Annotated in this window: 21 protein-coding genes; 16 read left to right on the top strand and 5 right to left on the bottom strand. The window is 42.6% G+C overall.

All coding sequences use genetic code 11. The features are described 5' to 3' along the window. Positions 1-213: 213 nt before the first annotated feature. From VTH8203_RS13785 to radC, 5 genes are all read right to left on the bottom strand, one after another. Entirely contained in the window at positions 214-930 is a 717-nt protein-coding gene (locus VTH8203_RS13785; RefSeq protein ID WP_096994198.1) for a lecithin retinol acyltransferase family protein, read from the bottom strand. A 17-nt stretch (positions 931-947) separates the two neighbouring features. Further along, positions 948-1,508 carry a tyrosine-type recombinase/integrase gene (locus tag VTH8203_RS13790; protein WP_096994199.1) on the bottom strand — a complete coding sequence of 187 codons (561 nt, stop codon included), beginning with the start codon at positions 1,506-1,508 and terminating at the stop codon, positions 948-950. A 205-nt stretch (positions 1,509-1,713) separates the two neighbouring features. Beyond that, the gene (locus tag VTH8203_RS13795; protein ID WP_096994200.1) at positions 1,714-2,151 is read right to left on the bottom strand and encodes a DUF2787 domain-containing protein; all 438 of its coding nucleotides are present in this window, start codon (positions 2,149-2,151) and stop codon (positions 1,714-1,716) included. Between the two features lie 50 nt (positions 2,152-2,201). Then, positions 2,202-2,657 carry a DUF2787 family protein gene (locus tag VTH8203_RS13800; protein WP_096994201.1) on the bottom strand — a complete coding sequence of 152 codons (456 nt, stop codon included), beginning with the start codon at positions 2,655-2,657 and terminating at the stop codon, positions 2,202-2,204. Further along, positions 2,654-3,121 (bottom strand): RadC family protein, encoded by a 468-nt coding sequence (gene radC, locus VTH8203_RS13805; RefSeq protein ID WP_096994202.1) that lies wholly within the window; start codon positions 3,119-3,121, stop codon positions 2,654-2,656. Before radC ends, VTH8203_RS13800 begins: the two co-directional genes overlap by 4 nt. 185 nt (positions 3,122-3,306) lie before the next feature. Between radC and VTH8203_RS13810 the strand changes: the two genes are divergently transcribed. The 16 genes from VTH8203_RS13810 to VTH8203_RS13890 form a co-directional block, all read left to right on the top strand. Further along, positions 3,307-3,489, top strand: a complete 183-nt coding sequence (locus VTH8203_RS13810) for an AlpA family transcriptional regulator (RefSeq protein WP_096994203.1) — start codon at positions 3,307-3,309, stop codon at positions 3,487-3,489. Between the two features lie 33 nt (positions 3,490-3,522). Continuing rightward, positions 3,523-5,730, top strand: a complete 2,208-nt coding sequence (locus VTH8203_RS13815) for a hypothetical protein (protein WP_096994204.1) — start codon at positions 3,523-3,525, stop codon at positions 5,728-5,730. A 172-nt stretch (positions 5,731-5,902) separates the two neighbouring features. After that, positions 5,903-9,736 carry a DEAD/DEAH box helicase gene (locus VTH8203_RS13820; protein WP_244181216.1) on the top strand — a complete coding sequence of 1,278 codons (3,834 nt, stop codon included), beginning with the start codon at positions 5,903-5,905 and terminating at the stop codon, positions 9,734-9,736. Further along, positions 9,726-10,466, top strand: a complete 741-nt coding sequence (locus tag VTH8203_RS13825) for a hypothetical protein (protein ID WP_096994206.1) — start codon at positions 9,726-9,728, stop codon at positions 10,464-10,466. The genes VTH8203_RS13820 and VTH8203_RS13825 overlap by 11 nt, the downstream gene beginning before the upstream one ends. Positions 10,467-10,469: 3 nt before the next feature. Further along, entirely contained in the window at positions 10,470-11,810 is a 1,341-nt protein-coding gene (locus tag VTH8203_RS13830; protein WP_096994207.1) for a hypothetical protein, read from the top strand. Between the two features lies 1 nt (position 11,811). Further along, on the top strand, positions 11,812-12,780 hold the full coding sequence (locus VTH8203_RS13835) for a hypothetical protein (protein WP_096994208.1): 969 nt from the start codon (positions 11,812-11,814) through the stop codon (positions 12,778-12,780). Continuing rightward, positions 12,780-13,355 carry a hypothetical protein gene (locus tag VTH8203_RS13840; protein ID WP_096994209.1) on the top strand — a complete coding sequence of 192 codons (576 nt, stop codon included), beginning with the start codon at positions 12,780-12,782 and terminating at the stop codon, positions 13,353-13,355. Before VTH8203_RS13835 ends, VTH8203_RS13840 begins: the two co-directional genes overlap by 1 nt. A gap of 195 nt (positions 13,356-13,550) precedes the next feature. Then, the gene (mads1, locus tag VTH8203_RS13845; protein WP_096994210.1) at positions 13,551-13,727 is read left to right on the top strand and encodes a methylation-associated defense system helix-turn-helix domain-containing protein MAD1; all 177 of its coding nucleotides are present in this window, start codon (positions 13,551-13,553) and stop codon (positions 13,725-13,727) included. Further along, on the top strand, positions 13,724-15,223 hold the full coding sequence (locus tag VTH8203_RS13850; RefSeq protein ID WP_096994211.1) for a type I restriction-modification system subunit M: 1,500 nt from the start codon (positions 13,724-13,726) through the stop codon (positions 15,221-15,223). The genes mads1 and VTH8203_RS13850 overlap by 4 nt, the downstream gene beginning before the upstream one ends. Further along, a complete protein-coding gene (locus VTH8203_RS13855) occupies positions 15,220-16,731 on the top strand; it encodes a type I restriction-modification system subunit M (RefSeq protein ID WP_096994212.1) in 1,512 nt (503 codons plus the stop codon). Before VTH8203_RS13850 ends, VTH8203_RS13855 begins: the two co-directional genes overlap by 4 nt. After that, positions 16,732-17,859: a restriction endonuclease subunit S gene (locus VTH8203_RS13860; RefSeq protein WP_096994213.1), complete on the top strand. Its 1,128-nt coding sequence runs from the start codon at positions 16,732-16,734 to the stop codon at positions 17,857-17,859. Positions 17,860-17,870: 11 nt separating this feature from the next. After that, positions 17,871-20,933 carry a type I restriction endonuclease subunit R gene (locus VTH8203_RS13865; protein WP_096994214.1) on the top strand — a complete coding sequence of 1,021 codons (3,063 nt, stop codon included), beginning with the start codon at positions 17,871-17,873 and terminating at the stop codon, positions 20,931-20,933. Next, entirely contained in the window at positions 20,933-22,072 is a 1,140-nt protein-coding gene (locus VTH8203_RS13870; RefSeq protein WP_096994215.1) for an AAA family ATPase, read from the top strand. Before VTH8203_RS13865 ends, VTH8203_RS13870 begins: the two co-directional genes overlap by 1 nt. Position 22,073: 1 nt before the next feature. Next, positions 22,074-23,084: a hypothetical protein gene (locus VTH8203_RS13875; RefSeq protein WP_096994216.1), complete on the top strand. Its 1,011-nt coding sequence runs from the start codon at positions 22,074-22,076 to the stop codon at positions 23,082-23,084. Next, positions 23,081-24,706: a DUF262 domain-containing protein gene (locus tag VTH8203_RS13880; RefSeq protein WP_096994217.1), complete on the top strand. Its 1,626-nt coding sequence runs from the start codon at positions 23,081-23,083 to the stop codon at positions 24,704-24,706. Before VTH8203_RS13875 ends, VTH8203_RS13880 begins: the two co-directional genes overlap by 4 nt. Before the next feature lie 836 nt (positions 24,707-25,542). Beyond that, a partial coding sequence (locus tag VTH8203_RS13890) for a helix-turn-helix domain-containing protein (RefSeq protein ID WP_158296145.1) occupies positions 25,543-25,654 on the top strand: 112 nt, incomplete at its 3' end.

Consider the following 25,654-nt stretch of genomic DNA (forward strand, 5'->3'; position numbering starts at 1 on the left):
TCGTCGGTCTCGACGACAGTAAACGTCAACAGTTTGAGTGGATTCATCGACCTTAATCGACTGGATTGCCTGCCCCTGAATATGTAAAAGCTGAGAAAGTAACTGGGTCAAAATAGGATTCATCCATACTGACTAAAAAAGGGTTATTAGTCAGTATGGTAGAAGTCATAAGTATTGCGTTATGACTCAACAAAGCGGAGAAGAGCCGTATAGTTAATCCCAAATGGAATCCCAACATTTGAAAACAACGTGAATAGGTGCAAACGCTGTTTCTATTACTATCTCAGTGGTACCATAAATTAATTCTCCTGCAGCACCGACAATATCCCCATCACAGATTTTATCGGTGGTATTAGATATTGTTTTACCAGCGCCATTACTACAAGACTCAAGAGGTTTAGAGACCAAGTCGCCAGGGGTACCAATAACGGTGTTGACTCTATCTGGCAGTCCAAGAGTTTCACCTGCGGCCTTAGCAAGGGTAGAGCCGATGGTAACAATGCCAATAGGCCCCTTAGCTAGATCTGCCGCTCCACGCCCAAGAAGCCCTGCACGAGCCGCGATATGAGCGCTTACATGATAGTTATCTGCCACTTGCGTTGATGTTGAGTGATCATCTAAGCAATAGTTAACGAAGTGCTCACAGTTGTTGGAAAGGACATTGTACCCGCTGTAACCCAGTTTGCTTCTAGCTTTATCAATAGCGCGCCTAGGGCAGCTTGCATGACGTTTAACGGTGATAGGAGAGCCACCACCGAAGTCATCGAGTAACTCACAGATGATCTCGTCAAGATGAGCATTAAAGTGGATGACCTCACCATCCCCAATATAGAGACCGTGGTGCTTTGCATTGCCGTAGCGAGTATATTGTTCGCAGGTGTTATTGCTGATATCGACCACGAGGTGATCGCCAGGTTGTAAGTGTTCCATGATAGAGCCTCTCTTAGTTACAGTTCGAGTGATACGAAGTCTTTGTCGACTTCATCTTGAGTGATACCGATATAGCGAAGCGTCACGCCTTCAGAGCTATGGCGTAACATCTTCATTACTCGCCCAAGATCTTTGGTGGATTGGTAGAGGAAGTAACCTCTTGTTTTGCGCATTGAGTGGGTACCCAGCGCGATATTGAGCTCTTGCCCAACTTGCTGAAAGGCCAACGACACCGCACGCCGAGAAATCGGCTGTGGTGGTCTATGCTTCAACTGTTGGCATCGATACGATTGGAATAGGTAAACATGGTTAGGGTGTCTTTCCCGAACCTTGGCAATGTGTTCACGTGCTTTGGTGTTGAGTGGGATATTGGCTAACTTACCGGTTTTGCTTTCACGGATGATAAGACGGTCATCGTGGATGTCTTCAAAACGGATAGAGAGTAAATCCGATATCCGCAGTGCTAGGTTTAATCCGATGTGCCAAACGTCAGCCATTTGCGGATTGCAGCGTATACTTAGAAGGTGACCTATCAGACGGATAGTATCGTCATCCTTTATTGCTTGGACCTCAGCCATAGTCTGCTTCCTTTTTTGTCTGTAGAAGGGTGTTTTGGGAAGCACAGAGAGGCCGACACCGTTAAACCCTTATGTAGCAAGGGTTCCTAGCTTCCCGTTTTACCAATATGGGAAGCAGCGATATCAGTGCTCATGTGTGCCAATGAAGAATGTTTTCTCGACGTGGTTCTAGGTTGGTTTGTTGTCGTGATGGTTGAACGGGGATTTAGTGGCTACTGACTTTGATTTCGTCGTAGGCGTCCATGTCGACATAAGCGACAAAGTTGCTTTGCCACAATTCGTACAGTTCCGCCATTAAGGGTTCACGGATACTTTGCCATCCCCCGTAGCAAGAAAATGCCATTCCATTGCCGATATCAAAATCGACATCTCTCTCCAACTCTGGATAGGGACCACCGCAATAACTAAAATCCGTGATATACAAAATGGAGTAATGCGCATCTTTGATTTTTTGCAGTGCAATTTCGACAGGGTGAAAACCTCCGTTAGCTGCGCTGTAGCTTTTATCGCGAAAATTAAGCGTGACGTGACGACCCAAATCTTCATCATGTTGGTTAAGTGCTTGCGCTAAGCATTTTTGAAATCCCTTCGATACTGGTAGGCATGTAGGGGAAAAACTGATTGTTGATGTTTTTACAGGCATAGGGCCTCCTAGCACCGTTTAACGGCGCCTTGTGTTGGTGTGTGACGGATTTAAGCGGTGGTTTGGGCTGAATGGTTGATTATTGAGATGGCGAAAGAATCAAAACCGCCAGTTCGGAAAACCTTAAGCAATGCACGTTGCCATGAATGGAACAGCGCTATCACTTCCGGTCGGTTCAGTTCGCACCGCTCAATGTCAGGTTGATAGAACCATTGGTGATTGAGGTTAAAGTAAAGCTCGACCTCCAATTCAGAGCTGGAGTCGTCAGGAAAGGCAAAACTCGTCATGGTAGTAATCTTCCAAACTTGGCCATTGTCTAACCTTGTTAAGTGGACCTCTAAAGGATGAGGTCCTTTCTTATTAACGTGATAGGCAGAATGACGAAAGTTAAGAGCGATACGCCTAGTGTGCTCAGGAAGGGCTCTCAAGCTCATAGAGGCGACAAGATATTGCTGTAACGCTGGTAGTAGAGATACACAGCCATATTTCGCAATAATGCTATTCATATCCAGCCCCTTTCTGCAAAAGACACACAATCTTCACCCACCACGATATGATCGAGTACTCGAACATCAATGAGTGACAATGCATCGCTGAGCCTTGTTGTAATGCGCCGATCAGCACTTGATGGTTCCGGATCTCCTGAAGGGTGGTTGTGGGCAAATATCACAGCACCAGCATTGGCATTAAGCGCGGCTTTAACTACTTCTCTTGGATAGACACTTGCAGCGTCGATAGTGCCAAAGAACAGCTCGTCAAATCGTATTAACTGATGTTGGTTATCAAGTAGCATCAGCGCAAACACTTCTCGGTCGTATGATCCTAGCTTGAGCTTCAAATACTCCTTTACGTTGTTTGGATTGGTAAATGTCCCTTCACGTTTATACTTCTGCGCCAGGGCCTCTGCGGCCGTTTCAAGCAACTCATTTAAGTTCGATGGCTGGTGGGGTGGGTAGTGCCTAGTTCGCATGACATGCCTCCTAAAGTAAACACTGGTACCGGTTCACTTTGATGACATATATCTGAAAGACTTTTGAATGACGGCATTGGTGTGCCAGTAGAGAACGGGTGGGACCTTGTGGGCTTCAACGGAACGTTCTGAGTAAAAATTTAATGGCGGACTCCTGTTATGACGGATAATAAGGAGACCAAGCAATGAGATTTCTAAAACTAAAAGAAGTAATGGAAAAAACAGCATTAAGCCGTTCAGCGATTTACCGCAAAATGAATGAAGATCAATTCCCTCAGTCCATCAGCCTCGGGGATAGAGCTGTAGCTTGGGTTGAAAGTGAAGTGGATGAGTGGATGGAGGAAGTGTTGGTAGCACGTACGCTCTGAATTTAACTAGGTCTTATTGTCGTTACTTTAAACATGAGTGTTCAGTTGCATTTGACTGTTGTGCGCATCTTCTGCAAGATAGGAATTTATGGCTATCTTTATGATTTCAAGAACTATTTCTTTATTGGCGTGCGGAAAATGAACAGCAAGAACTATGTTGCATCTTACAAAGGAGAGCTAGAGGGGGCCCCTCTATTTACGTGTGGCTCCAATGGCACTGGCCATGCTTTAGCCTCGGCCCCAGTCGAACAAGTTCTTATGTATCCGACAAAAAGAGAGCAATCTGTAATAGCGCGCACAGTTAAAACTAGTGTTGGTTTACATATCACTGACATGATATGTCCGATAGGGGAGGAAGACTCTGTTGAAATCCATCCAGTTGAGTGGCCTCTTCCTAGTTCAATACCGAATGCAATATTTGTAAAGATCCATAATCGAGGAGTATATGAATTAAGCTCAGAACGTATAGAACCCGACTTGAAGCAAATGCTACTAGCAAATATCTCAGTAGTTTTAGTTTTTAGGCAAAGCGATAGAAAGTTCTTTATCTCATCATTTGAACCATTGATCCCTAACACGCTTGAAGGAACTTTTTTTTATGACGAACAACGATACAAAATGGGCGGGAAGCGTGCTGTGTTTGGTTCCTTCACATCAACCTGTGGCGAGTATAAAAACCTGCCTTGTAAGATGTTGCTCGCGACTCTCACAGAGAGCGGCGTATTTAGCCAATTGAAAGAAGGGTTTAGTTTTGATGCAAAGGTAAAATTCGAGCTTGATGAGGATGGTGGTGTATTAATTGTTACTGAACTATCTCTACCCAGCTACCCTGATTTTTTTGCTGCAGAGATCATAAACGCCTCGTTGATCGAAAAAGAAAAATCGGACAACAATCTTCTTGTCTGCGATTTTTCTTATTTTCAAGGTTTGGTATCGCGTGTCAACATTACTAATAAAAAGCTTGATGTAGTAGCAGTAACTGATTCAGTCTCATTTAGCGCGAATCTGTCATTTAATGCAGGCGATAAATTCAAGTTTATGTTTATGGGGTTAGCTATGCCCTCATCAATTGAAGCAAAAATAACCCCAATAAATCTAACCCCCTACCCTTGTGAATTTGAGTTTAGTTGCTTCGGTTTGGTTTTTAGAGTTCTCGTGAAAAGTGATAGCTGGGAAGCATTCAATAAAAGCGTAGAACAAGTTTCTTACAGCGGTGTGAGTGTTCCAACATTTGAGTTGAACAAGGAAATTACGTTGCCAGTAAGGCACTGGCAAGCTGAGAAAATTTCGGCGGAACATACTGCCTGGTTCCCAAAAGTTGCCTTTTACTTGAATGAGTTAAGCATTCCAGAAACAATTGAAAGTACATTTTCATATGTAAAAAGTGAGTATAGAAACGGGCATCTATATTACTTGCTTAGGTGTGGCGAAGTAGACATGCATTACCCTGTACTTGCTGCTGAATTTTTCTTATATGGTATCGCTGGGTTTAGCAAGGATGCCTCTATTGATTTGCGACTTGAAAAATATCGCAGATATAACGCTAAAACAAAAAAAAAATACAAAGCTAAACATCCTAGGGGCAGTAAACGAAATGAATGGAGCGTCCAAGATGTAATCTCGCCATTGCCATCACTAGACTCTAAACACATAGGCACCTTTATAAAGGCATACAGCGTGATTGAATGGGGGCGGGATGTAGAATTAATGCGCTTAAGCAATGAATATTGGAAGACTTTTAGTACCCAGCGTCGAAATTATGCTTACTGTGCACTTCAAGGGCTTGGCGATATACACCCCTTAGTGCCCATCCCACCACTGTTATTGCAAAAGAGTGGCTATCACCATTTGAAGCCCGGTCGAGATCCAGAAGACGCAATAGAAGTGTCGGTGGGAAGCGCAGACGTATTATCGACAGATGATAAACCTCAGTGGCGATGGGTGAAAGAGCTGCGACCCAAAAATCGAGGTGGGTCGGGATCAGAACTTCAAGTGAAAGGACTAACTTGTATAGAGCAAGAAGTAGTAGTACCCAAAAAAGATGATGGCAGTGATGGTAAAAAGTACTTAAAACTGACGTTAGTGGATAACAAGGGCCAGCAGTATATCTATAACAAATTTAAGATTGGAACTTATCCTTTAGAGGAATCTGATATGGACAAATATGAACACCTAGCATTGTGTACAGCAAAAGGTGAGGTAGTAGAATTAAGAGAAATGGTACTGAAAAATGAAGCGTAGCACCAAACTCATGTCTGCCCTTCGTGAAGGAAATTTGTTCAAACTTGCAAGTGAAGAGTGCATCGCAGGGCAAAGATACCGTCTAAGAGAGTTTTCTGAACACAGTCAAACAAATGTCGACCTTAAGCACAACGAGGATTTTTCGTCAGTGGTCGGTCGTTCCATCGTGGCAATGGTGAGTTTAAAAGGGAAGCTAACCCACTCAGTGAACTTAATTGCGATACCCATGCGATTGCATTCTAATCACGCCTTGGCTGGTAATTATTTGTTTGCCCCCAATCTACAAAAGCAACCTGAGATTAATTATGACTTGTTTAGCTCAGATGAGCATCAGCCTGCTATTTGCTTAGGCTCAGTAAATGATTTTCATGAGCGTATTATGCGCTTTGAGCCAATTACTCCAACTGATGATTGGGTGATATGGTTCAAGTATGCTCTTGACATGTTTAATTCTATCAGTGATGTAAATTTGATGGATATGGATACAGTTTTTCAATCTGCTGTTCCCGAAGCTAGTCTTGTAGTGACGTTGCATACAACTGCAAGTGAAAGTGGGGGAGCAACAGATCGGCTGTATGAAAATATCCTTTCTGCATCTGAAGAAGAGTTATCCAAAACGTGCTTTGAACATATTGACGAAGTATTTTTTGGTCATTACCAGACAGAATATAAAGCATCAAATTATATAAGCGAAGTAAGGACGAAAGCACCGACATATCTTTTAGGTCATATGGATGAATGTCAGGATAAAGACAAGCAGGATTTTAGGGGCCGTGAGCTTTTTGCTCTAGATAACACGCAACGTGCTGTTACTATGGCTCTTGCTGAAACTAGGCCGGGAGATATGCTAGCAGTTAATGGTCCGCCGGGATCTGGCAAAACTGCGATGTTAAAAGCGGTCGTGGCAAACCAATGGGTCAAGTCAGCTATTCATGGAGGTGATTGTCCTATCGTAGTTGGTGTGGGAGGCACGAACCAGTCAGTAAAAAATATTATTGGCGCTTTTCCCAACGTCATGCATCAAACTGCTACTGCTGACAGCCCCTCTGCAATTCAGACTATGAAGCGTTGGATTGAAGGCCCTAATAATTATGGTTCATTCTTTCCTTCCAGTTATGAATTAAACGGGGATGAGAAAAACAATAAACCACCAATGTCCAATGAAGACATCACCGACAAAGCGGTAATTCAATCAAATAATGAACAATCTCCCGGTGTGTTCCATTGGTTAGGTGGAAATGCGGTGGCCTCCGATTTTCGAAGCTTGTCTAAACAAAAACTTATGTTTGTAAGTTGCGCTCAAGCTTTTTTCGATAAGCTATACGAAGAAAAGCTGGCGAAGGCGTGGCACTACAAAACTACTGAACCAGAGCATCGTGAAATCGCCAGTGTACAAGAAGGTGTTGGTGCTCTTCAGGGAGAGCTTCTCTTCATTGAAAAAACTATGGTTGAGTTTAAAAAGCGTCTTCTAGAAAAAGTCGAAGTACTTCGATGTAACTATTCAACGCTTGAACAAGCGATTGCAAGTGAACGAAGCGCTCCATTTAGTCTATTAGATGAAAAGACAAGTTCTCAGCAGGCAATTGACTATTACCAACAATTCTTAACATTAGTAGCTGGAAATGCTAAGGAACGGCATGAGTTTATTGGTAGAGTGTGTCGCGAGTATTTGTATGATGACTTTGGTGTACGGAATGATTCGCTTGATATGTCGACTCAAGACACTTTGCGCTTTTATCAAGTGATTGCCGAAAATGAAGCAATGCTTAATCGTCAGGCAATAGACATCACAATTGAAGCTCTGATAGATACTCAGTATAGATTTAAAATGTTCCATTTAGCGGCTCGTTATTGGGAAGGTCGCTACTTACTCGCATGTGAAGAGAAGATCTTAATTACTCGCAGCCAGACTAATATTGAACATGGACTTCGGCGTTTGTGTATGCTTACCCCCTGTTTGGTTGCAACGACTAAGTCAGCACCTAACTTATTCAGCTTTCGGTCTCCGCCTGGGATTAATATAGGTCAGTTTTGGTTGGGGCTAGCTGACCTTTTGATCATCGATGAGGCTGGGCAGGCGGATATACGAGACTGTTTACCATTGCTTGCTCTCGCCAAACGAGTTATTGCTGTAGGCGATATTGATCAAATTCCACCTGTGGTCGGTGAGGAGGATGTTACAGGTTTGCAAGAGCATCAACAGATACATCTTCAACAGTTCTGTGATGGACAAAAACTCAGAACGCCTGATGCTGCTTACACTTACTTATATGCAAACCAGTACTTACCTAATGCAGGGGGAAGTATTCTTCATGTATTGAGAAATGGGTCGCGTTTTTCGATAGGTCAGCCGGGTTTGATGTTAAGAGGGCACTATCGATGCCAACGAGTAATTAGTCAGTTTTGTAATGAAATGGTATATGACAACAAAATTTTCATCAATGGTAACCTGTTTAAAGAAAGAGGTGTGCTCCCCCCGCTATCGTTTGTGGAAAGCTCAGGCAAAACAGAGCAACAAAACAATAAGTCTCGGGCCAACGCCGTTGAGGTAGATATGGTGGTCGATTGGGTCATCAAGCAATGGCCTAAGGTGCAAAAACATTACGGTGCGACCGTTGAGGGCAAGTGGCTCTCGGATATAGTTGCTGTTGTCTCACCGTTCGAACTCCAGGCACGTCGTATCTTACAGGCCCTTAAAAAGGCACTACCAAATGAGCGAACTCACCCACTCGGTTTGTGTAAAACAGATGCCGAAAACTTCACGTGCGGCACGATCGACTCGCTGCAGGGAGCCGAGCGGCCCATCATTTTATTCTCTGCAGCAAAAGGTTCGCATGATGGTGGTACGACTCACTTTGACAAAACACCACATGTTCTGAATGTAGCGGTTTCTCGTGCCAAAGAAAGTTTTGTCGCGTTTGTCTGTCCAGCAACCTATGGTATTGGAAAAGATAAAGAACCATCTCGTACCCCTGATGGCAAAGTTATCTCATCTATGAAGTATTTAGGGTACTACATGCACAAGGTAGGTGCGAAGCGATTGTTTCCAAGAAAGTTGGTCATCATTGAGGCCGATGGCAAAAAAAATGCACTGTCAGAAGTGCTAGGGCCAGACTATCAAGTAGTCGCTACTAGTGGATCCTTTTTGAGTAGTCGCTTTGGTTCTGTGAGCAAATATAACCAGTATCGCCCTAACTATGAATGGATAGGAAAAAGTCCGGATGAACAGCAACAAACTAGAGAGAGGATTGAATCTATTTTGGATGAGATAGCCGATCCAGCTTTCGATGATGTTTTCCTTGCAACTGATGACGATTATATGGGGGAAACCATCGCCTGGCATCTAACGAAGTTGTATGCCAAGAAACATGCTGATAAGCCTATTGAGTTTAAACGAGTGCGTCTACGTGGAATGGATAGCGAGTCCATAAATACTGCATTTGAGACACCTGCTACGTTAGATATAAATCGTGTCCATGCGGAAGTGGCACGAGAGGTTGCAGACAATATGGGTTCTCACCTGATGACACAAGCAATGAAGACTCAAGCAATGAAGACTCAAGCTTCGCTGAGCGATAGTGACTTTATACAAACTGGTTTGAAGCGAAATTTGATCAGCCCGATAAAAGGTAATCGTAAAGATTCCTTTGGCCGTGTTCAAAGGGCGTCGGTGGAACTGCTGTACCGCTATACTCAACGTCAAATTAAAATGTTAGACAATAAAGCGATTTCGGGAGTGAAGGTTACTGTTAATGGCATGGAGATTCAGGGGGTGTTGTCTCGACCTGAGAGTCTAGGTAATCCGCTCCCACTGCTCTCCAATGTATCTCATACATCATGGAAGCAGATCAATGAAGTAGTAGATGAACACGTTAAATTGCCGGTACCAGAAGCTAACACGTTGGGCGTCTTAACATACGCGTTTTCTAATCATAATGTACCTATAAAACAGGCGTATGATGCACTGACTGCATTGTATGAGGGGGTGGTCAAAGATGGGGAATAGTGCACACGCTGAGATCAGCATTCTTTCTCACAATGTAGAGGAACTGAAGCAAGAGATCTTAACTCAAGAGCCTGAACATGCAAATAATCTCCACGCGATTTTAGATATCTTAGAGCAATGGCAGTTGGCGAGGCAGGCAGGTGATGCAGTTGTAACTAACCAAAGCTACCAATTTGAAGGTAAGGACTCTGACGGTGAAGCACTTTTATTAACGCTGGACGCACAATTTGTTGAGTATCTTGGTTGGGGAGAACACATAAATCCAGGAAACAAAATACGTGATACTGGCCTTATTACAGCATTTGAACGATATGCGCTGACTGACAGTAAGCAACCTGTGTATATGTCTCCAGTCAACCTTCCTGAACAAGAAAATATGACATTTTTACACTTTGCTGAGCAGCTGGAAGCATTTAGCGTCGGTCGCCCCTCAACATACGCCAGTATATTTGACCGTTTGATCCACTCTGGACTGATGGACATGCAAGGAGGCACCATTCGAATCACCAATTTAGGTGCAAAAGCATACGAGGAACTGCAACAGTGCTTTCCACTCGACGCTTTATCGGTGTGTACCATTTTCGAGGATACGATGAAACGACTGGGGCAAGGTCAGGACTCACTACAGCCAGGACTCTACAAGATGATAAAGCAATGGGATAACAGCGTTGATATTAACGACGTGTTTACATCCCTAGATGATATTAGCTTTGATGGGTTGCTGGATTAATCTATGGGACACATTACATATCCAAGAACAGCAGGTAGCGAAAGATACCTCAATACCCAAAAAGCGCGAGAAGTGCTTGAGTTGCTTCTGCATATGGACCTGTCAAGCCTCTCATCCATTAATGGTCTACTGGCGGGTATTAATATTTCATTACTTCCCCCAGAGCTACGCCGCAAGGTACTACAAGCGCTTGCAGCGTACCAGTCAATGCTGGATAAAAAGTATCGCGAAGACTTGGAATTGCAAAGTCGCTTATTTAAACAACGATATGAACAAGGTGGGGAAATAAGCTGGGTCCAGTACTCCAAAGATCTTTTTGCAGGGACCACAAAAACCTTCGAGCCAAGTTGGTTAGGTGATTATAACCAGTTTAATGTACATCATGCGAACCTTGAAGCTGGTATGTTGACTGAGAATACTTACGATAACATCGCAGTTCATTTAAATGCCACTGGGCAATATGAGTTCGTGAAGCACCCTACAGTATCATTGGCCTATGACCGTAAACATGGCCTGCTCGCTCATGATATTCCTAGTTGGCGAGATGGCACAGCAGATAAGGTCATTAATCAGTCTGATGGCCGCTCGAAAAAGGTTGCAACCAAAGAAGAAAAGCGTGCAGCCAGAAAGAGCATTGAAAACGATCTTGAGCAGCGTCTTGTCGGTGTTACTGAACATGATCAGTCAATAGTAAAGCAAGGCTGGATAGACGGTAACGTAGTTAACGGTAGTATTGATAACCGACTGAACTCTTCGGAAGGCTGTATGAATATCTTGGAAGATGCTAAAGCCATTACAGGCGGTTTTAAAGAGTTAGAAAAAGTATATTCCGGACTGTTAAAAGCTGGGTATCAACGTGATCACATAACGCCTATCTCCAACATGCTAGCACCCGGAGAGAAGCGAGAGACAGTAACCGCTAAGCTGATAGAGGGACTTGGTGACTATAATGTTGATACTGCATACACTCTTTTCTTGAATGATTCTCAAACTAAAGGCGAAGAACATCGAATGGCCTCTGAAGGGCAAAAGGCATTTGCGGAGGAATGCTTGGCTAAAAGTGAGCAGGCGACTTTGAGGGAATGGATTGATAAATCAGTGGAGTGGAATACAAAAATCTTCGAATCACGGTTTATGTATCAAAATGGCGTGGATAACAGGGGTGAACTTTCTGCGCAAAGAAAACAACAAGCTTTTATGACCGCAATGGCACTTAGAAACTTGCAAATTGCCCACTTCACGGGGCTCGGGGCAAAACTAGAGACTAAGATAGGTAACGGTGTTGTTGGCAAAAAAGGTGAGTACAAACCTGAAACTAAGATTGAGTCAGGAGGTAACCTTTAAAATGCAAGAACAACCTCTATTTATCGCTACGCTCAAACCCGTTTCAGAAGGAATCCAACTGGTCGCGTTGGTCAATCCCACCGATAAAACCGCATTACCCCATACGCATTTGTATGCGGTGGCAGAAAACAAACCCCCAATATTATTAGTGACTGGGAATGCAGTATTCACGGGTATTGGCCTATCAGCCAAGAAATATATATATTTTGCTGGATATAATGGTCATGTCATTACAAATTGTCCTAACTTCGAGTTTGAAGAGTCAAGTAGAGATGATTTGATTCGTTATGAGCCAAATGGCTCGTCTAAGTTCTTAATGGGCAGAGTTGCCAATTCCGATATTACGCTTGCTATTGGGTTTGAAAGCAGTAACACAGTTTTATTTTGTGCCAAAGACGGTAGCGTATTTGATTATGCGGACTCTATACTCCGTCGAAGGTTAGCTATCTCTTCTGACCCCGTATCGTTTTGTTATGACCATATGGAAAATGTGTATGTTGGTACGGAAGAAGGCAGAGTATGGTTGATAGATGCAGAAGGTGCGCTTGAACTACCTATGCCTGAGACTGGGGTTCCGAGAGCTGTCATAACAGGAATGGCGATAGCTCCGTCCGGTGACCTTTACGCTGTATCTCGCAATGGATTTATCGCAAAAAAGCCAACCGATGATGATTTCTCTATCATGAAAGCACCCATTATTCATTACAATGGTGTGGCTTTCGCAAACGGTAATATGTATGTCTCAGCGCGAGAAGGGTTATTTGCTGCGAAAGAGTCGGATGGAGAGATTATTTTGATTCCGCTTCGGGATACCTTCAATCCACTATCATTGCTCTCCAACAATAATGAACTATACCTGACCAGCGCCACCCCCCAAACGACGCCCTATTTTGTTAAAGCAATACCAGGAAGTAAGATTGACCAACTGGATGCGTGCTATACGATGAATTTGCTCTACGAGGTAAACTAATGGATCCCCGTATTTTCATACCGACACTCTACCAAGTCAGAACTTATAGTGAAGACAAACAGCTTGTTATTTACGAATCGTTGCGGTTAGAACTGAACAAGTTTGAAGTTGAAGGTGAACTGCGGTTAGCTTACCTTCAATCGTTTGGAAGGGGATTTCCAGTGGATATGGTATCAAAAGATAGCGAAGTAGCTTTCTATGCTGCTTATGCACTTCGCGCGTTATTCTCATCCTCGGATTTTACCCCGGAAGACAAAGCGGTTATGGAGAAACTTTATCAATTTATCAATCACCAACCTCTAGACGAGGTGATTGATATACATGTGCTGTGGGGGAAACTATTTGGACTACCAGCTTCAGTACGTGAGAATTTGGAGAAAATGACACAGCTCCCGATAGTAGGGACCTCTGATTTTCAACAAACTCGATTGCGCATTCTTACTGAGATAGCGAGAGGAGAGGTAGTCAATGTCGAAAGATTGAGTGCTGTTGTTTCAGGTGAAGATACAAAGTGGGACCTATTGCCTTGGCTGAGTTGGCAATATGAAAATATGAGAAGTTTTATCAGCCCCTGACGTGTGATGGTCGTGAGATTTATACAATAGTAAAGTGCTGAACAAATGCCCACCAGCGAAAGCTGGTGGGCATTTGTATTTTTTCTATGCACTCAGTCTTGTAATGAACCATCCTACATTGCCCATTCCCCAATTTTCTCATATTCTCTCACTATCGATCCTAATGAATAAAACCAACATGAGATAACACTCTGAATGGTAGACCAAATTTTAACCTTGAAAGAGGTGGCTACTTACCTAAAGTTGGCCGAAAAAACAGCATATAGATTAGCAAGTGAAGGAAAGCTTCCTGGTTTTAAAGTCGGCGGTTCATGGCGCTTCAAACGTGAAGACCTTGAAGCGTGGATAGAAGATAATAAGAGCAAGCAATGACATTAATAAATCTCAAAGACTTAGAAGCGCACCTTTGGCATGCGGCCCACATCATTACGGGGCCTATTGACGCTTCTGACTACAAAACCTACATCTTCCCAATTCTATTCTTTAAGCGTATCTGTGATGTTTACGATGAAGAGTTTGAAGAGGCGATGGAGCAAGTGGCTGATGAAGAGCTTGCGAAAGGCGATATGTTTCACCGCATTCAAATTCCAGCCAACTGTCATTGGAAATATGTGTTTGCAGAAACCAAAGACATCGGCCAAGCCCTAAAAGATTCATTCCGTGGCATTGAGCTAGAAAACCCACAGCTACATGGCATTTTTGGTGATGCAAGCTGGACCAACAAAGAGCGTCTATCAGACGAACTACTATCGACACTACTCAACCATTTCAATAAGGTTAACCTTGGCGTATCGAGTGTGCGTAATGATGATATGGGTCGTGCTTACGAATACCTCATCAAGCGCTTTGCCGATAAAGCAAACAAGAAAGCCGGTGAGTTCTATACGCCACGTACCATTGTTCGTCTTATGGTTAATATTCTAGACCCACAAGCTAATGAAAGCGTTTATGACCCGGCTTGTGGTACAGGCGGTATGCTGCTTGAAACCATCCACCATGTTAAAGAGAACGGTGGTGACCCGCGTCTACTTAAAATCAAAGGTCAAGAGAAGAACCTGACTACCGAAGCCATTGCTCGAATGAACCTGTTCTTGCACGGGCAAGAAGACTTCGAAATCGTTCGTGGTGATACACTTCGTGATCCTAAGTTTTTGAAAAATGACCAACTAGAAAACTTTGACTGCGTAATCGCAAACCCACCATTTAGCTTAAAAGAGTGGGGACATGATTATTGGACAAGTGACCCTTATGGCCGAGCAAGCTTTGGTTTAGCTCCAAAAACTAATGGTGATTTTGCCTGGGTGCAGCATATGTTTGCTTCATTGAATGATGAAGGGCGAATGGCGGTAGTGCTGCCACACGGTGTGCTTTTCCGTGGTGGTGCCGAAGGTAAAATTAGAACCAAACTATTAAAAGAGAACCGCATCGTGGCGGTAATCGGCGTGGCTTCAAACCTGTTCTACGGTACAGGCATCCCTGCTTGTATTCTCGTATTGTGTAAAGCAAGACCAGAAGAGCATAAAGACCATGTTCTGATTGTGAATGCGGAAGAGATCTTTACTAAAGGCCGAGCGCAAAACACCTTGTCAGAGCCTCAAGCTGATGAGATTTACGACATCTATCAGAAGATGCGTACCAAAGGCCCTAAAGCAGACGACATTGAAGGTGTCGCACGTTGGGTGCCACATAGCGAGATTGAAGATAACGATTTCAACTTGAACATCGCTCGTTATGTACAAAAGCCGCTAGAAGAAGAAACCATTACCGTAGAAGAAGCGTTGAAAGATTTCCAGCAAAAATTAGCAGCCTTGGAGGCCGCTGAACAAGAGTTAGAAGCCTTGTTAATCAAAGAGGGCTTTGAGCTATGAATAAAAATAAATTAGAAGACCTACTGTGGGGCGCTGCAGAGTTCCTGCGTGGCCAAATTGATGCGTCTGATTACAAGCAGTATGTATTCCCACTGCTGTTCTTTAAGCGTCTATCGGATGTATATCTGGAAGAGTTTAATGAAGCGCTAGAGCTGCACGAGGGTGATGCTGAATACGCCGCGATGTCTATGTATCACCGTTTCGATATTCCAGAAGAAGCAAGCTGGGAGAAAGTTCGTAATACCAGTAAAGACATTGGTGAAGCGATTCAAAATGCACTGCGTTTGATTGAAGCAAAGAATGAACGACTACATGGTGTATTTGGTGATGCGCAGTGGACCAACAAAGAGCGCTTGCCTGATCACCTGTTGTCAGATCTTATTCAGCATTTCAGTAAAATCCCGCTAGGCATTAAGTCTGTTGCTCAAGATGATTTGGGTGAAGCGTACGAGTACTTGATCAAAAAGTTTGCGGATGACTCAGGCCATACTGCAGCCGAGTTCTATACCAACCGTACCGTTGTGCATTTGATGACCCGTATCATGAAGCTCAAGCCGGGTGAGAGTGCGTACGATCCAACCTGTGGCACGGGCGGTATGCTGCTTAATGCTGTGATGGACTTACGCTCTCAAGGTGAGGAGTCTTCAACCAACGGACAACAGTGGCGCGGTGTTCATTTGTACGGTCAAGAAGTAAACCTGCTAACGTCCGCAATTGCACGCATGAACATGTTTCTGCACGACATTGAAGAGTTCGATGTCATGCGTGGTGATACCTTAGGCGACCCTAAGTATATTGAGAATGATCAGCTTAAACAGTTTGATGTTATTTTCGCTAACCCACCGTATTCCATTAAAAAATGGAACCGTGAAAAGTTCGCCGCTGACCCGTATGGGCGCAATATGTACGGCGTGCCACCACAAGGTTGTGCAGATTACGGTTTCTATACCCATATCATCAAAAGCTTAAAGCCTGATACTGGCCGTGCGGCTATGCTTTGGCCTCACGGGGTGTTGTTCCGTGACTCAGAGCAAGCGATCCGTAAACAGGTGATAGAATCAGACATCATTGAAGCAGTAATAGGGCTTGGTCCAAACCTTTTCTACAACTCGCCGATGGAATCGTGCGTAGTGGTGCTTAACTGCAATAAACCTGTTGAGCGCAAAAACAAGATTCTCTTTATCAACGGTGTAGAACATGTAACCCGCGAGCGTGCTCACAGCCGTTTATCGGATGCTGATTTAGATGTGCTATGTGAAGCTTATTTCCAACCAGATAACCAAAACGATATTGCTGCGTTGGTTGATTTAGACACCATCAGTGAAAATCAATACAACTTATCTATTCCACTTTATGTGAAGGCTAAGATTAGTGGGGAAGTACATGATATCGAACATGCTATTGAGGAATGGAAAGTCAGCCGGGTGCAATTGAAAAAGCAAACCAATAAGTTATTCCAGAGCCTTGCTGCACTTGGATATACGGTTGAAAGCAAGGCGGAGCAGTAGATGAAAGACCAAAATATTCCAGATGGTTGGCAGGTAGTTAAGTTTGGTGATATCGCCAAACATATCTCCAAGCGTGTTGAACCGAGTGAAACAGATCTAGAAGTGTATGTCGGTTTAGAGCACCTAGATCCTGATAGCTTAAAGATAAAGCGTCACGGCGTGCCTAGTGATGTTGCGGGGCAAAAGCTATTGGTAAAAAAAGGACAAATTATTTTCGGCAAACGTCGTGCGTATCAGCGTAAAATAGCAGTCGCTGATTGGGATTGTATTTGTTCTGCACATGCAATGGTGTTGGAGGCAAATACTAACAACGTCATACCTGATTTTTTACCGTTCTTCATGCAATCCGATGTGTTTATGGATCGTGCGGTGGCTGTTTCAGAAGGCTCGCTATCACCGACTATTAAGTGGAAAGTTTTAGCTAATCAAGACTTCCTATTTCCAGGTAAGCTAAAACAAAAGCAGCTTTTAGATTCATTGAAATCACTTGAACGTAATAAACAAAAAATCGATGAAGCGAGGTTCTCACTAAGCAGATTGAAAAAGGCTCTGCAAAACGAATCCTTTGACGGGTATGAGATGACCAGTATAGAGAGCGTTGCCACTGTCAAGACTGGTGCAACTCCTAGGAGAGGAGTAACTGAGTATTGGAATGGCACTATAAACTGGATGGCTTCTGGTGAAATACATCAAAAGTTTCTCCGTCAGACCGCAGAACATATAACAGAAGAAGGTTTAGCTAGGTCAAACACATCACTGCTACCTAAAAACACCGTAGTTCTAGCGATGAATGGTCAAGGTAAAACTCGAGGAACTGTAGCGATAACAGAAATTGAAACTACATGTAACCAGTCCATTGCAGCGATCATTTTTAATGAAGAGCAGTGTAATCCTTTATTTATGATGTTTTATCTTGAAGGGCAGTATGAGCAAATTAGAGCTTTAACTGGTGAAGGGCGTAATGGATTGAATTTAAAAATAGTCAGAAGTGTTTTAGTTCCCAAAATGCCCAAAGCAGAACAAGAAAAGTTGGCGAGTATTTTTTTGCAATTATATTACGCTGAACAAACGCTAAATGAGAAAAATACCCAGTTGAACAAATTGAGCAGAATTCTGATTAAAGAATAGTAGGAGTGGGGATGTTTAACGAACAAACAGTCACAGAAAATGGAATCATTGACCGTTTAAAAGGCTTAAACGGTGTAAAGTGGAACTACTGCCACGGTGAGAGCTTACCCAAGCAAACACACGATATCTTTGTTGATACGTGGCTTAAGGACGGGCTTTGTTCGTTAAACCCTGATATTGGTAAAAATCCCGATTATGCCGATGAGGTGATCTACAAACTTCGTGGCTTGATGTTGGAAGCTAAGCACACGGGCTTAGTCAAAGCCAATGAGAATTTCCATGAATGGTTAATGGCAGAAAAAAGCCTACCGTTTGGTGAAAATGGCGATCATATAACCATTAAGCTGATTGACTTTGATACCCCTGAAAACAACCACTTTGTTGTTTCTCAGCAGGTTCATTTCATTGCTGCGACAGAAGTGTTTTTCGATATCGTTCTTTACGTGAACGGTATCCCGTTGGTGGTGGGGGAAGTAAAATCCGCTACTCGTCCAAGTGTGACTTGGCAAGATGGCGCTGCTGATTTTATGGGCGGGCAAAAGCACTATTGGAAAAATGTTGAGCCGTTCTTCGTGCCAAACCTTCTGTGTTTTGCTTCTGAAGGTCGCACTTTTGCTTATGGTGCGATTAATGCGCGAGTCAAAGATTGGGGACCTTGGCATAAAACCGACCAGCGAGATGAAATTCCAGCAAGTTTAGCTACTGTACTTGATAGCTGTGAAGGATTGCTGAATCCAGAAACCTTGCTTCAAATGTTAGAGTCATTTGCACTCTTTTCAACAGTGAAGACAGGTAAAGACACTCCACCTAAACGCATTAAAATATTGCCGCGTTATCCGCAATTTGAAGCCGCAAAGCAAATTGTTGAGCGTGTAAAAAAAGGCTATCCGAAAAAAGGGCTTATCTGGCACTTCCAAGGTTCAGGTAAGTCACTGCTGATGCTTTATGCTGCTCGCATGCTTCGTGCGGATAATAAGTTGAAAAACCCAACCGTGTTGATTGTGGTTGACCGTCGAGATCTCGATAGCCAAATCAATGAAACCTTCGGTGGGGCAGATGTTAAAAACCTCATCAAAGTACAAAGCTGTAGAAAGCTTGGTGAGCACATAGAACAAGATAGTCGCGGCATTTTGATCACCACTGTCTTCAAGTTTAAAGACGTCGAAATTGATGAAAAAAATGAAAATGGCCTAAACAGTCGTGACAATATTATCGTGCTGGTGGATGAAGCACACCGCACTCAAGAGGGTTCTCTTGGCGACAAAATGCGCTGGGCGCTACCTCATGCTCACTTCTATGGCTTAACAGGTACGCCGATTTCTGGTATCGACCGCAATACTTTCAAACTCTTTGGTGCTGAAGAGGATGAAGGGCGTTATATGAACCGCTACAGCTATAAGCAATCCATACGAGATAAAGCGACCAATGCGGTCAAGTTCGAACCTCGTTTGGCTGAGCTTCGTGTAGATCGTGCAGCGATTGATGAAGCTTTTGAACAAATGGTCAAAGACAACGACCTGGATGATGATGAGAAAATGGCATTGTCTAAACGTGCTGGCCGCTTAGCGATTATGTTGAAGGCGCCTAAACGCATGGCGGCAGTAAGTGAAGATATTGCCAATCACTTTGTAAGCCATGTAAAGCCGAAGCAGATGAAAGGCATGGTGGTGGTCTATGACCGAGATGCCTGTGTTCAGATGTATTATTTACTCGGTAAGAAACTAGGCTTTGATGCGGTAGAAGTGGTCATGAACGTCGACCAAGCACCAATCAAAGATGAAGACGCAAGTAAGAAAGGTAAGGTCAATAAAGACTGGCGTAAGTGGAAGCAAGAACTTGAGCTGCCTATCATCGAATCAGACTTTGAACGCTGGCAAGAGATAGATGGCAATGATCAAAAGCAGAAGAGCTTGATTGAGGATTACAAAGATCCAAAACAACCACTTCAATTGCTGATTGTTACCGCAAAACTGTTGACCGGATTCGATGCGCCTATCTGTTACTGCATGTACTTAGATAAGCCATTACGTGACCATACCTTGTTGCAGGCAATGTGTCGTACTAACCGTTTGTACGAGACAGATAATGTTAGTAAGCAAATGGGCCTCATCATTGATTACCTTGGCGTGTTTGAGAACCTGCGTACCGCACTCGCATACGATCCTGAAGAGATAGACGGTGTTGTAGAAGGCATCGAGGCCTTTAAGGAGCTACTGCCAGCTCAACTAGACAAGTGTTTAAGCTTCTTCCCTAATGTCGACAGAACCATCGATGGCTTTGAAGGTATTATGGCTGCGCAAGCTTGTTTGCCTACCAATGAAAAGCGTGATGAATTTGCAGCCTCTTTTGGTGTGTTAGCTAAGTTATGGTCTGCGATTAACCCAGATGCTTTCCTTACTCCTTACAGAGCAGACTACAAGTGGCTGGTACAAATCTATGAATCAGTTCGCCCTGTAGGGCAGACAGGCTCTCTCGTTTGGGCTGCGCTAGGCCCAGAAACAATTAAGATGATTCACGAGCATACTGACATTAACCGTATTCGTGATGATATTGATGAGCTGGTTATGGATGAGCATGCGATCTTCACGTTGACTGAGAAAGAACAAGAGAAGCGCGCAAGCCAGTTAGAAATCGATCTAATGGGCCGCCTACGTGGTAGCGGCAATCCGAAGTTCATTGCTCTCGGTGAGCGCTTAGAAAAACTACGCCAGGATTATGAAGCCGGTGTAATCAAAGCAATCGACTGGCTGAAAGGGCTACTTGATACTGCAAAAGATACCGTTCAGGCCGAGCGTGAAACAGGTGACTCACCAGTAACCCAAGAAGATAACAAACAAGCACTAACCAAACTGTTCTTAGAAACTCGCCCTGAAAGCACACCAAAGCTTATTGGTGATGTTGTAGAGCAGATAGATAAGATAGTAAAAGCTAAACGCTTTAAAGGCTGGCAGAGCTCGAACAGTGGCCCAAGAGAGATTCAAAAGGCATTGTTACTGACGCTTGCTCAGTTTGGTTTAGGAAAAGACAAAGAGCTGTTCGCCAAGGCGTACGGTTATATTGAGGAGCATTATTGATGCAAAAAATTACTTTTGAAAATTATAAAGCATTTAAGAATAAGCAAGAGTTAGAGTTAAAACCCATTACTATTCTTTTGGGAAAAAATAGTGCCGGGAAAAGCGCTATAGCTAAGTTACCTAGTATGATAGAGAACTCTCTGAAGGGAGAATTTTTGGAGCCGCTACAGTTTGTAAACGATGGCGTCGAGCTAGGCGCAGAATTTAGAGACTTAATGCATGGTAGAAAAACGACAGGCGCAAATGCGTTAAAGATTGGTGTTTTTGACATTGATGAATCTTTAGAAGTATCAGTATTTCAAACAGACCCTGTTAAGGACCAGTTTGCGGTTCTTGAGTGGCGCCATCTGAAAAATGGGCGTGAGTATTTGGGAAATGATAGCAATGATTACAGAGGATTTACTCGCCTCGATGAGGAAGAGCAAGATGGTTTATCATTGAAGTTAAACGTTGACTACATTGGCCCGTTTAGAAAGCTACCTGAAAGAAGTTATAACCGACATACTTCAAGTTCAAATGACAAGTTTGGAACTCACGGTGAGAATGCTTACCCGATTCTGATTCATAAATCTCAAGAAGGTAGTGGCAGCTTCTCCGAGAAGGTTAGTGATTGGTACAAAGAACATTTCAACGGTTGGAAAGTTAGAATAAATCCGGACAAGTCGCCATTTTACCAAGTAGAACTAGTTCAGGAGGAATCTTCAACTTACGTCAATATTAAGGACGTAGGTCAAGGGATGAGCCAAGCTCTTCCTATTGTGACAAGAGCTTTTCTACCAGCAGTTCAAGAAACTTTGATTGTTTTAGAACAGCCAGAGCTACATTTGCATCCTGCTGCTCACGGTGATCTTGGAGAATTGTTTGCTAAATCGGTCGTTGATGATCCAAATAAGAAATATCTTATTGAAACACACTCGCAAAACTTAGTCTTAAGGATTAGAAGTCTTGTTGCATCGGGTGTATTACCACCTGAGAAAATCAAAATGTACTTTGTCGATTTTGATGAAGAGAAAGGTATTAGTGAATTAAAACCTATTGATGTTGATGCAAAAGGAAATGTGAGCTTTTGGCCAAAAGATATCTTCAATGAAAGCTTTAATGAAGCGAGAAATCTAGCAAGAGCACAAAAAGGAGCCTAAGTTGATTTTCTCTTTTACGAAGGCTTTATTTATCGAAGGTTTAGACATCAAGTCTTTAAATCAAATTTGGTCTGGTCTGGTTGATAGACACTTTTTTTATCAAAATGATGATGATGACATCGAAGCAACACTAAATTCTGATTGGTTTCAACAGCTAAGCGATGCCGACCAAGAGGTATATCGCCAGGCAGTCGTGTCATCAATGCAATGTAATGAAGATATTATTGTACAAGTTATTATAGGGGAAACCCACACTCCATATGAGGCATTGCACTATTTAGGGGCGCCCCTAAAAATAATTCTAGAGAACTCAAAAAATGACTCTAAATTTTTAAATGCCCTCTTTAGGTCTTTTCCTGATGAGTCTAAAGCGATTGTTGAAGGCCTTAGTGAAATCTGGGTTGAGTTTGCTTTGGGAGGCGGACAAACTACTATCAAAGACGTCATTGAAACAGAGGTTGCTAAGTATCATTCTGAACGATTTCCCAAGAGTGGTGAAGAGTACCTAAAATGTTTTGTGTTATTTGATAGTGATAAAACACACCGCGATGCAGCCTTCAAAAATTCAGTGAATGATTTGATTGGCTTTTTGGAATCTAAAAAACTTCCTTATCATGTACTTGAGAAGCGGGAAATGGAGAACTATATTCCAGATTCTGCTTTCGGATCGGTTGAAAATAATAGAGAGTTCATAGAGGCGTACTTAAGACTTAACGCTGAACAAAAAGACTACTTTGATCTAGAGAAAGGGCTTCCTGACAAGAATTTTGATACTTTGCCTGAGGAGATTAAAATACTGTTTGATACAGTCTCTGAAGATGATAAAAAGATATTCAGAAAGAATGATTTAACAAGATTTTCCGGTGCAGAAAGGCAGGATTTTAAAACTGAATGCCCGGAGTTGTTTAACTCAGAAGAAGTAACGAGAGAAACCTTGCTAGAAAGGACTAGACATCAGTCTAATCCTAATGAGTTGAAAGATATCATCCAGAAAATTCGAGAGCAATTATGAGTAAAAAATTAACGATAGAAACTAAAGTAAGGCGCTTGGTTAACTGGATGGACAGTGTTCGTTCCGGAGATATACAGATACCTAAATTTCAACGAGACTTTGTCTGGGATGTTAATGCCATTAAGGATCTATTTGATAGCATCAAAAATGGTTATCCGATCGGATCCATTCTAATGTGGAAACCTGAATCTGAGTCTTTTGAGAGAGCAGAGGAAATGGGCGGATTTGAACTTTCTGAGCCTAACTCTCCAGATTATTGGTTTATTCTTGACGGTTTTCAAAGATTATCTGCATTGTTTGGGTGCTTGAATAATCCGGATAGTGGTGCCCGCATTACGGATAAGCAGCTAAGAGAGAAAAAATTTAACGTCTACTATGATTTGTCTACTGAAGAGTTTTTAGTCCCTCGTTCTCAGAGTATGATTACTGCGTGGCAAGTTCCATTGCATATATTAATTGATACTAAAGCAGCTTTTAGATTTCAATCTAGTTTATTGAATGCAAATGTCTCTCCTGAAAACGTTGAGCTGTTCATGGAGCGTTATGCTGACTTAGGTTCCGCGATCATTGATTATGAAATACCATCAATCACAATCAATGGAGGTAGGGTTGACCAAGCTGTTGAGATTTTTTCCCGAGTCAACTCGAAAGGTACAGATATTTCTCCAGACTGGATGATTTCAGCTTTGACATATAATCGAGATCGTGACTTTAGATTAGGGACGCTCATTGATGGCTTATTGATTCGATTAGAAGACTACAATTTCCACAACTTGCCAAATCCAAGAGATGTTGTTTTGAAATGTATTACGCATTCATTCGGGAAAGCGTATTTTGACCAATCCAATAACTTGGCTGATTTGGCTAAAAGAAATGATTTCATTGAGATGACAAAGAAAACGGTTGTTTCTATAGAAAGGGCCGCTCAGTTTCTCTACGAAGAGCTACTAGTTTTAGATGGAAAACAACTGCCTTATATTCCTCAAATAATTTTTATTACAGACTTTTTTAATACTTTAGAAAGCCCTTCTGATAAGCAGTTACGTGATTTAAAAAGGTGGTTCTGGATAACTACTTATTCAAATTATTTCACTATATACACGATTAGTAAGCAACGTGAGGCATATAATCAGTTTAGGTCTTATCTTGAAGGAGAAGATGTAGATATCATATACAGTGATAAGCCCAATATAGCTTTTAAAACAGTTGAGTTTCCAAAGAAAATAAATGCAGGAAGCGTACGTTCAAATGCTTTGATTCTCTTCATGCTGAATCGACAGAAAGATCACAAACTTCAACCTTATCTGTTTGATAAAAAATTGGATGGAATGTATCTATCCTACTTATTTAAGAATGTAAAGAGTGAAGGTAACGCATTCTTTCCAGAAAGTGTTGTTCCTAGATTGAAAGGATATGGTGATAGGTTTAGTAAGTTTATTGACGCAGATGAACTGAGAGATGATGATCTTGCGGATATGTTTCTTACAAAAGAAATGTTGGACGCCCTAAGTCCAGCCTCAAGTGAACATGAGAAGCGAAAAGTTTTGACTGAACGAAAAAGTATGATTATAGAAGCTGAGAAGAAGTTTGTGGAAGCTTTGGGAATAGAGTACGAAGTTTAATGAGCAAAGGTAACCTATGATGATACTTTGCACAAAGTAATACTTGAGGTAATACTAAAAGAGAGCCTATCAATATTATCGCTTCATTATCAATGGTTTATGGGTTTAAGTCTGCTGTCTCACTCCCGCCACATTCCTTTTGTAATCAATCACTTACTGATGGTTGGGTGCAAAAAGTGTCACAATGATGTGTCACAAAAAACATTAATCGCCCTAGCAGAAATGCTGGGGCGTTTTTGTATCTATCGTTATGCTTTTTTGGGTGGGCGGTGCTTTGTCCTATCTGTGCAGGAGTATGAGTGCCTGTATCTTTCCCATTCTCTGAGCTCAAACTGGGTGAGGACTCTTCTAATTTTCCTTTGTGGGGTAACTTCGCCCGTCTCAAAGTCGATAACGTCAGCTAGTGTAAAAGTGTCCAAGTCATAAATAACACTATTGGTTCTACAAGCGTCAGACCATTCACAAGCCTTTTTGTAGCTTCCCAGTGTGTAGACTGCGAGTTTGAATCGCATTTCAAGGTAATGTGTCGTGCAGGGCATAAATGAGGGTGAGAGCATAGTTACGGCCTCACCTTTGTGGTTTACTACCGTTCGAGTTAAATCGCGTTCATTGAGCACCTTGAATAGTCTCCCAAGGCTGCTTTTTGAGTGGCTAGTAACTTTTTCAATCTCACGAAGACTCTTGTTGGTAAAGCAATTGTCTTTCTTGTCAAAGACCTTTCTTGACTGTTTGTTTCTAGTGTCAGCGCCGATGTAAAAATGACCCACTAACGTCGATTTAAAATTGACCCACCTGAGGCAAACTATCCGTTCGTAAAATGGACAAAGCGGCGGATTATGATCAATCAGGAGCAACTAGTGGAAATACACGTTTTACATCAGCAAGGACAAAGTATCCGCCGCATCGCGCGTGATTTAGGTGTATCTAGAAACACCGTTCGCACTTATC

The organism is Vibrio thalassae, from assembly GCF_900089835.1.
GTDB lineage: Bacteria > Pseudomonadota > Gammaproteobacteria > Enterobacterales > Vibrionaceae > Vibrio > Vibrio thalassae.

Excerpts from the sequence above, each read along its gene's own strand:
- VTH8203_RS13785 (WP_096994198.1), bottom strand. The coding sequence starts at position 930 with ATGGAACACTTACAACCTGGCGATCACCTCGTGGTCGATATCAGCAAT.
- VTH8203_RS13790 (WP_096994199.1), bottom strand. The coding sequence starts at position 1,508 with ATGGCTGAGGTCCAAGCAATAAAGGATGACGATACTATCCGTCTGATA.
- VTH8203_RS13795 (WP_096994200.1), bottom strand. The coding sequence starts at position 2,151 with ATGCCTGTAAAAACATCAACAATCAGTTTTTCCCCTACATGCCTACCA.
- VTH8203_RS13800 (WP_096994201.1), bottom strand. The coding sequence starts at position 2,657 with ATGAATAGCATTATTGCGAAATATGGCTGTGTATCTCTACTACCAGCG.
- radC (WP_096994202.1), bottom strand. The coding sequence starts at position 3,121 with ATGCGAACTAGGCACTACCCACCCCACCAGCCATCGAACTTAAATGAG.
- VTH8203_RS13810 (WP_096994203.1), top strand. The coding sequence starts at position 3,307 with ATGAGATTTCTAAAACTAAAAGAAGTAATGGAAAAAACAGCATTAAGC.
- VTH8203_RS13815 (WP_096994204.1), top strand. The coding sequence starts at position 3,523 with ATGAGTGTTCAGTTGCATTTGACTGTTGTGCGCATCTTCTGCAAGATA.
- VTH8203_RS13820 (WP_244181216.1), top strand. The coding sequence starts at position 5,903 with ATGGTGAGTTTAAAAGGGAAGCTAACCCACTCAGTGAACTTAATTGCG.
- VTH8203_RS13825 (WP_096994206.1), top strand. The coding sequence starts at position 9,726 with ATGGGGAATAGTGCACACGCTGAGATCAGCATTCTTTCTCACAATGTA.
- VTH8203_RS13830 (WP_096994207.1), top strand. The coding sequence starts at position 10,470 with ATGGGACACATTACATATCCAAGAACAGCAGGTAGCGAAAGATACCTC.
- VTH8203_RS13835 (WP_096994208.1), top strand. The coding sequence starts at position 11,812 with ATGCAAGAACAACCTCTATTTATCGCTACGCTCAAACCCGTTTCAGAA.
- VTH8203_RS13840 (WP_096994209.1), top strand. The coding sequence starts at position 12,780 with ATGGATCCCCGTATTTTCATACCGACACTCTACCAAGTCAGAACTTAT.
- mads1 (WP_096994210.1), top strand. The coding sequence starts at position 13,551 with ATGGTAGACCAAATTTTAACCTTGAAAGAGGTGGCTACTTACCTAAAG.
- VTH8203_RS13850 (WP_096994211.1), top strand. The coding sequence starts at position 13,724 with ATGACATTAATAAATCTCAAAGACTTAGAAGCGCACCTTTGGCATGCG.
- VTH8203_RS13855 (WP_096994212.1), top strand. The coding sequence starts at position 15,220 with ATGAATAAAAATAAATTAGAAGACCTACTGTGGGGCGCTGCAGAGTTC.
- VTH8203_RS13860 (WP_096994213.1), top strand. The coding sequence starts at position 16,732 with ATGAAAGACCAAAATATTCCAGATGGTTGGCAGGTAGTTAAGTTTGGT.
- VTH8203_RS13865 (WP_096994214.1), top strand. The coding sequence starts at position 17,871 with ATGTTTAACGAACAAACAGTCACAGAAAATGGAATCATTGACCGTTTA.
- VTH8203_RS13870 (WP_096994215.1), top strand. The coding sequence starts at position 20,933 with ATGCAAAAAATTACTTTTGAAAATTATAAAGCATTTAAGAATAAGCAA.
- VTH8203_RS13880 (WP_096994217.1), top strand. The coding sequence starts at position 23,081 with ATGAGTAAAAAATTAACGATAGAAACTAAAGTAAGGCGCTTGGTTAAC.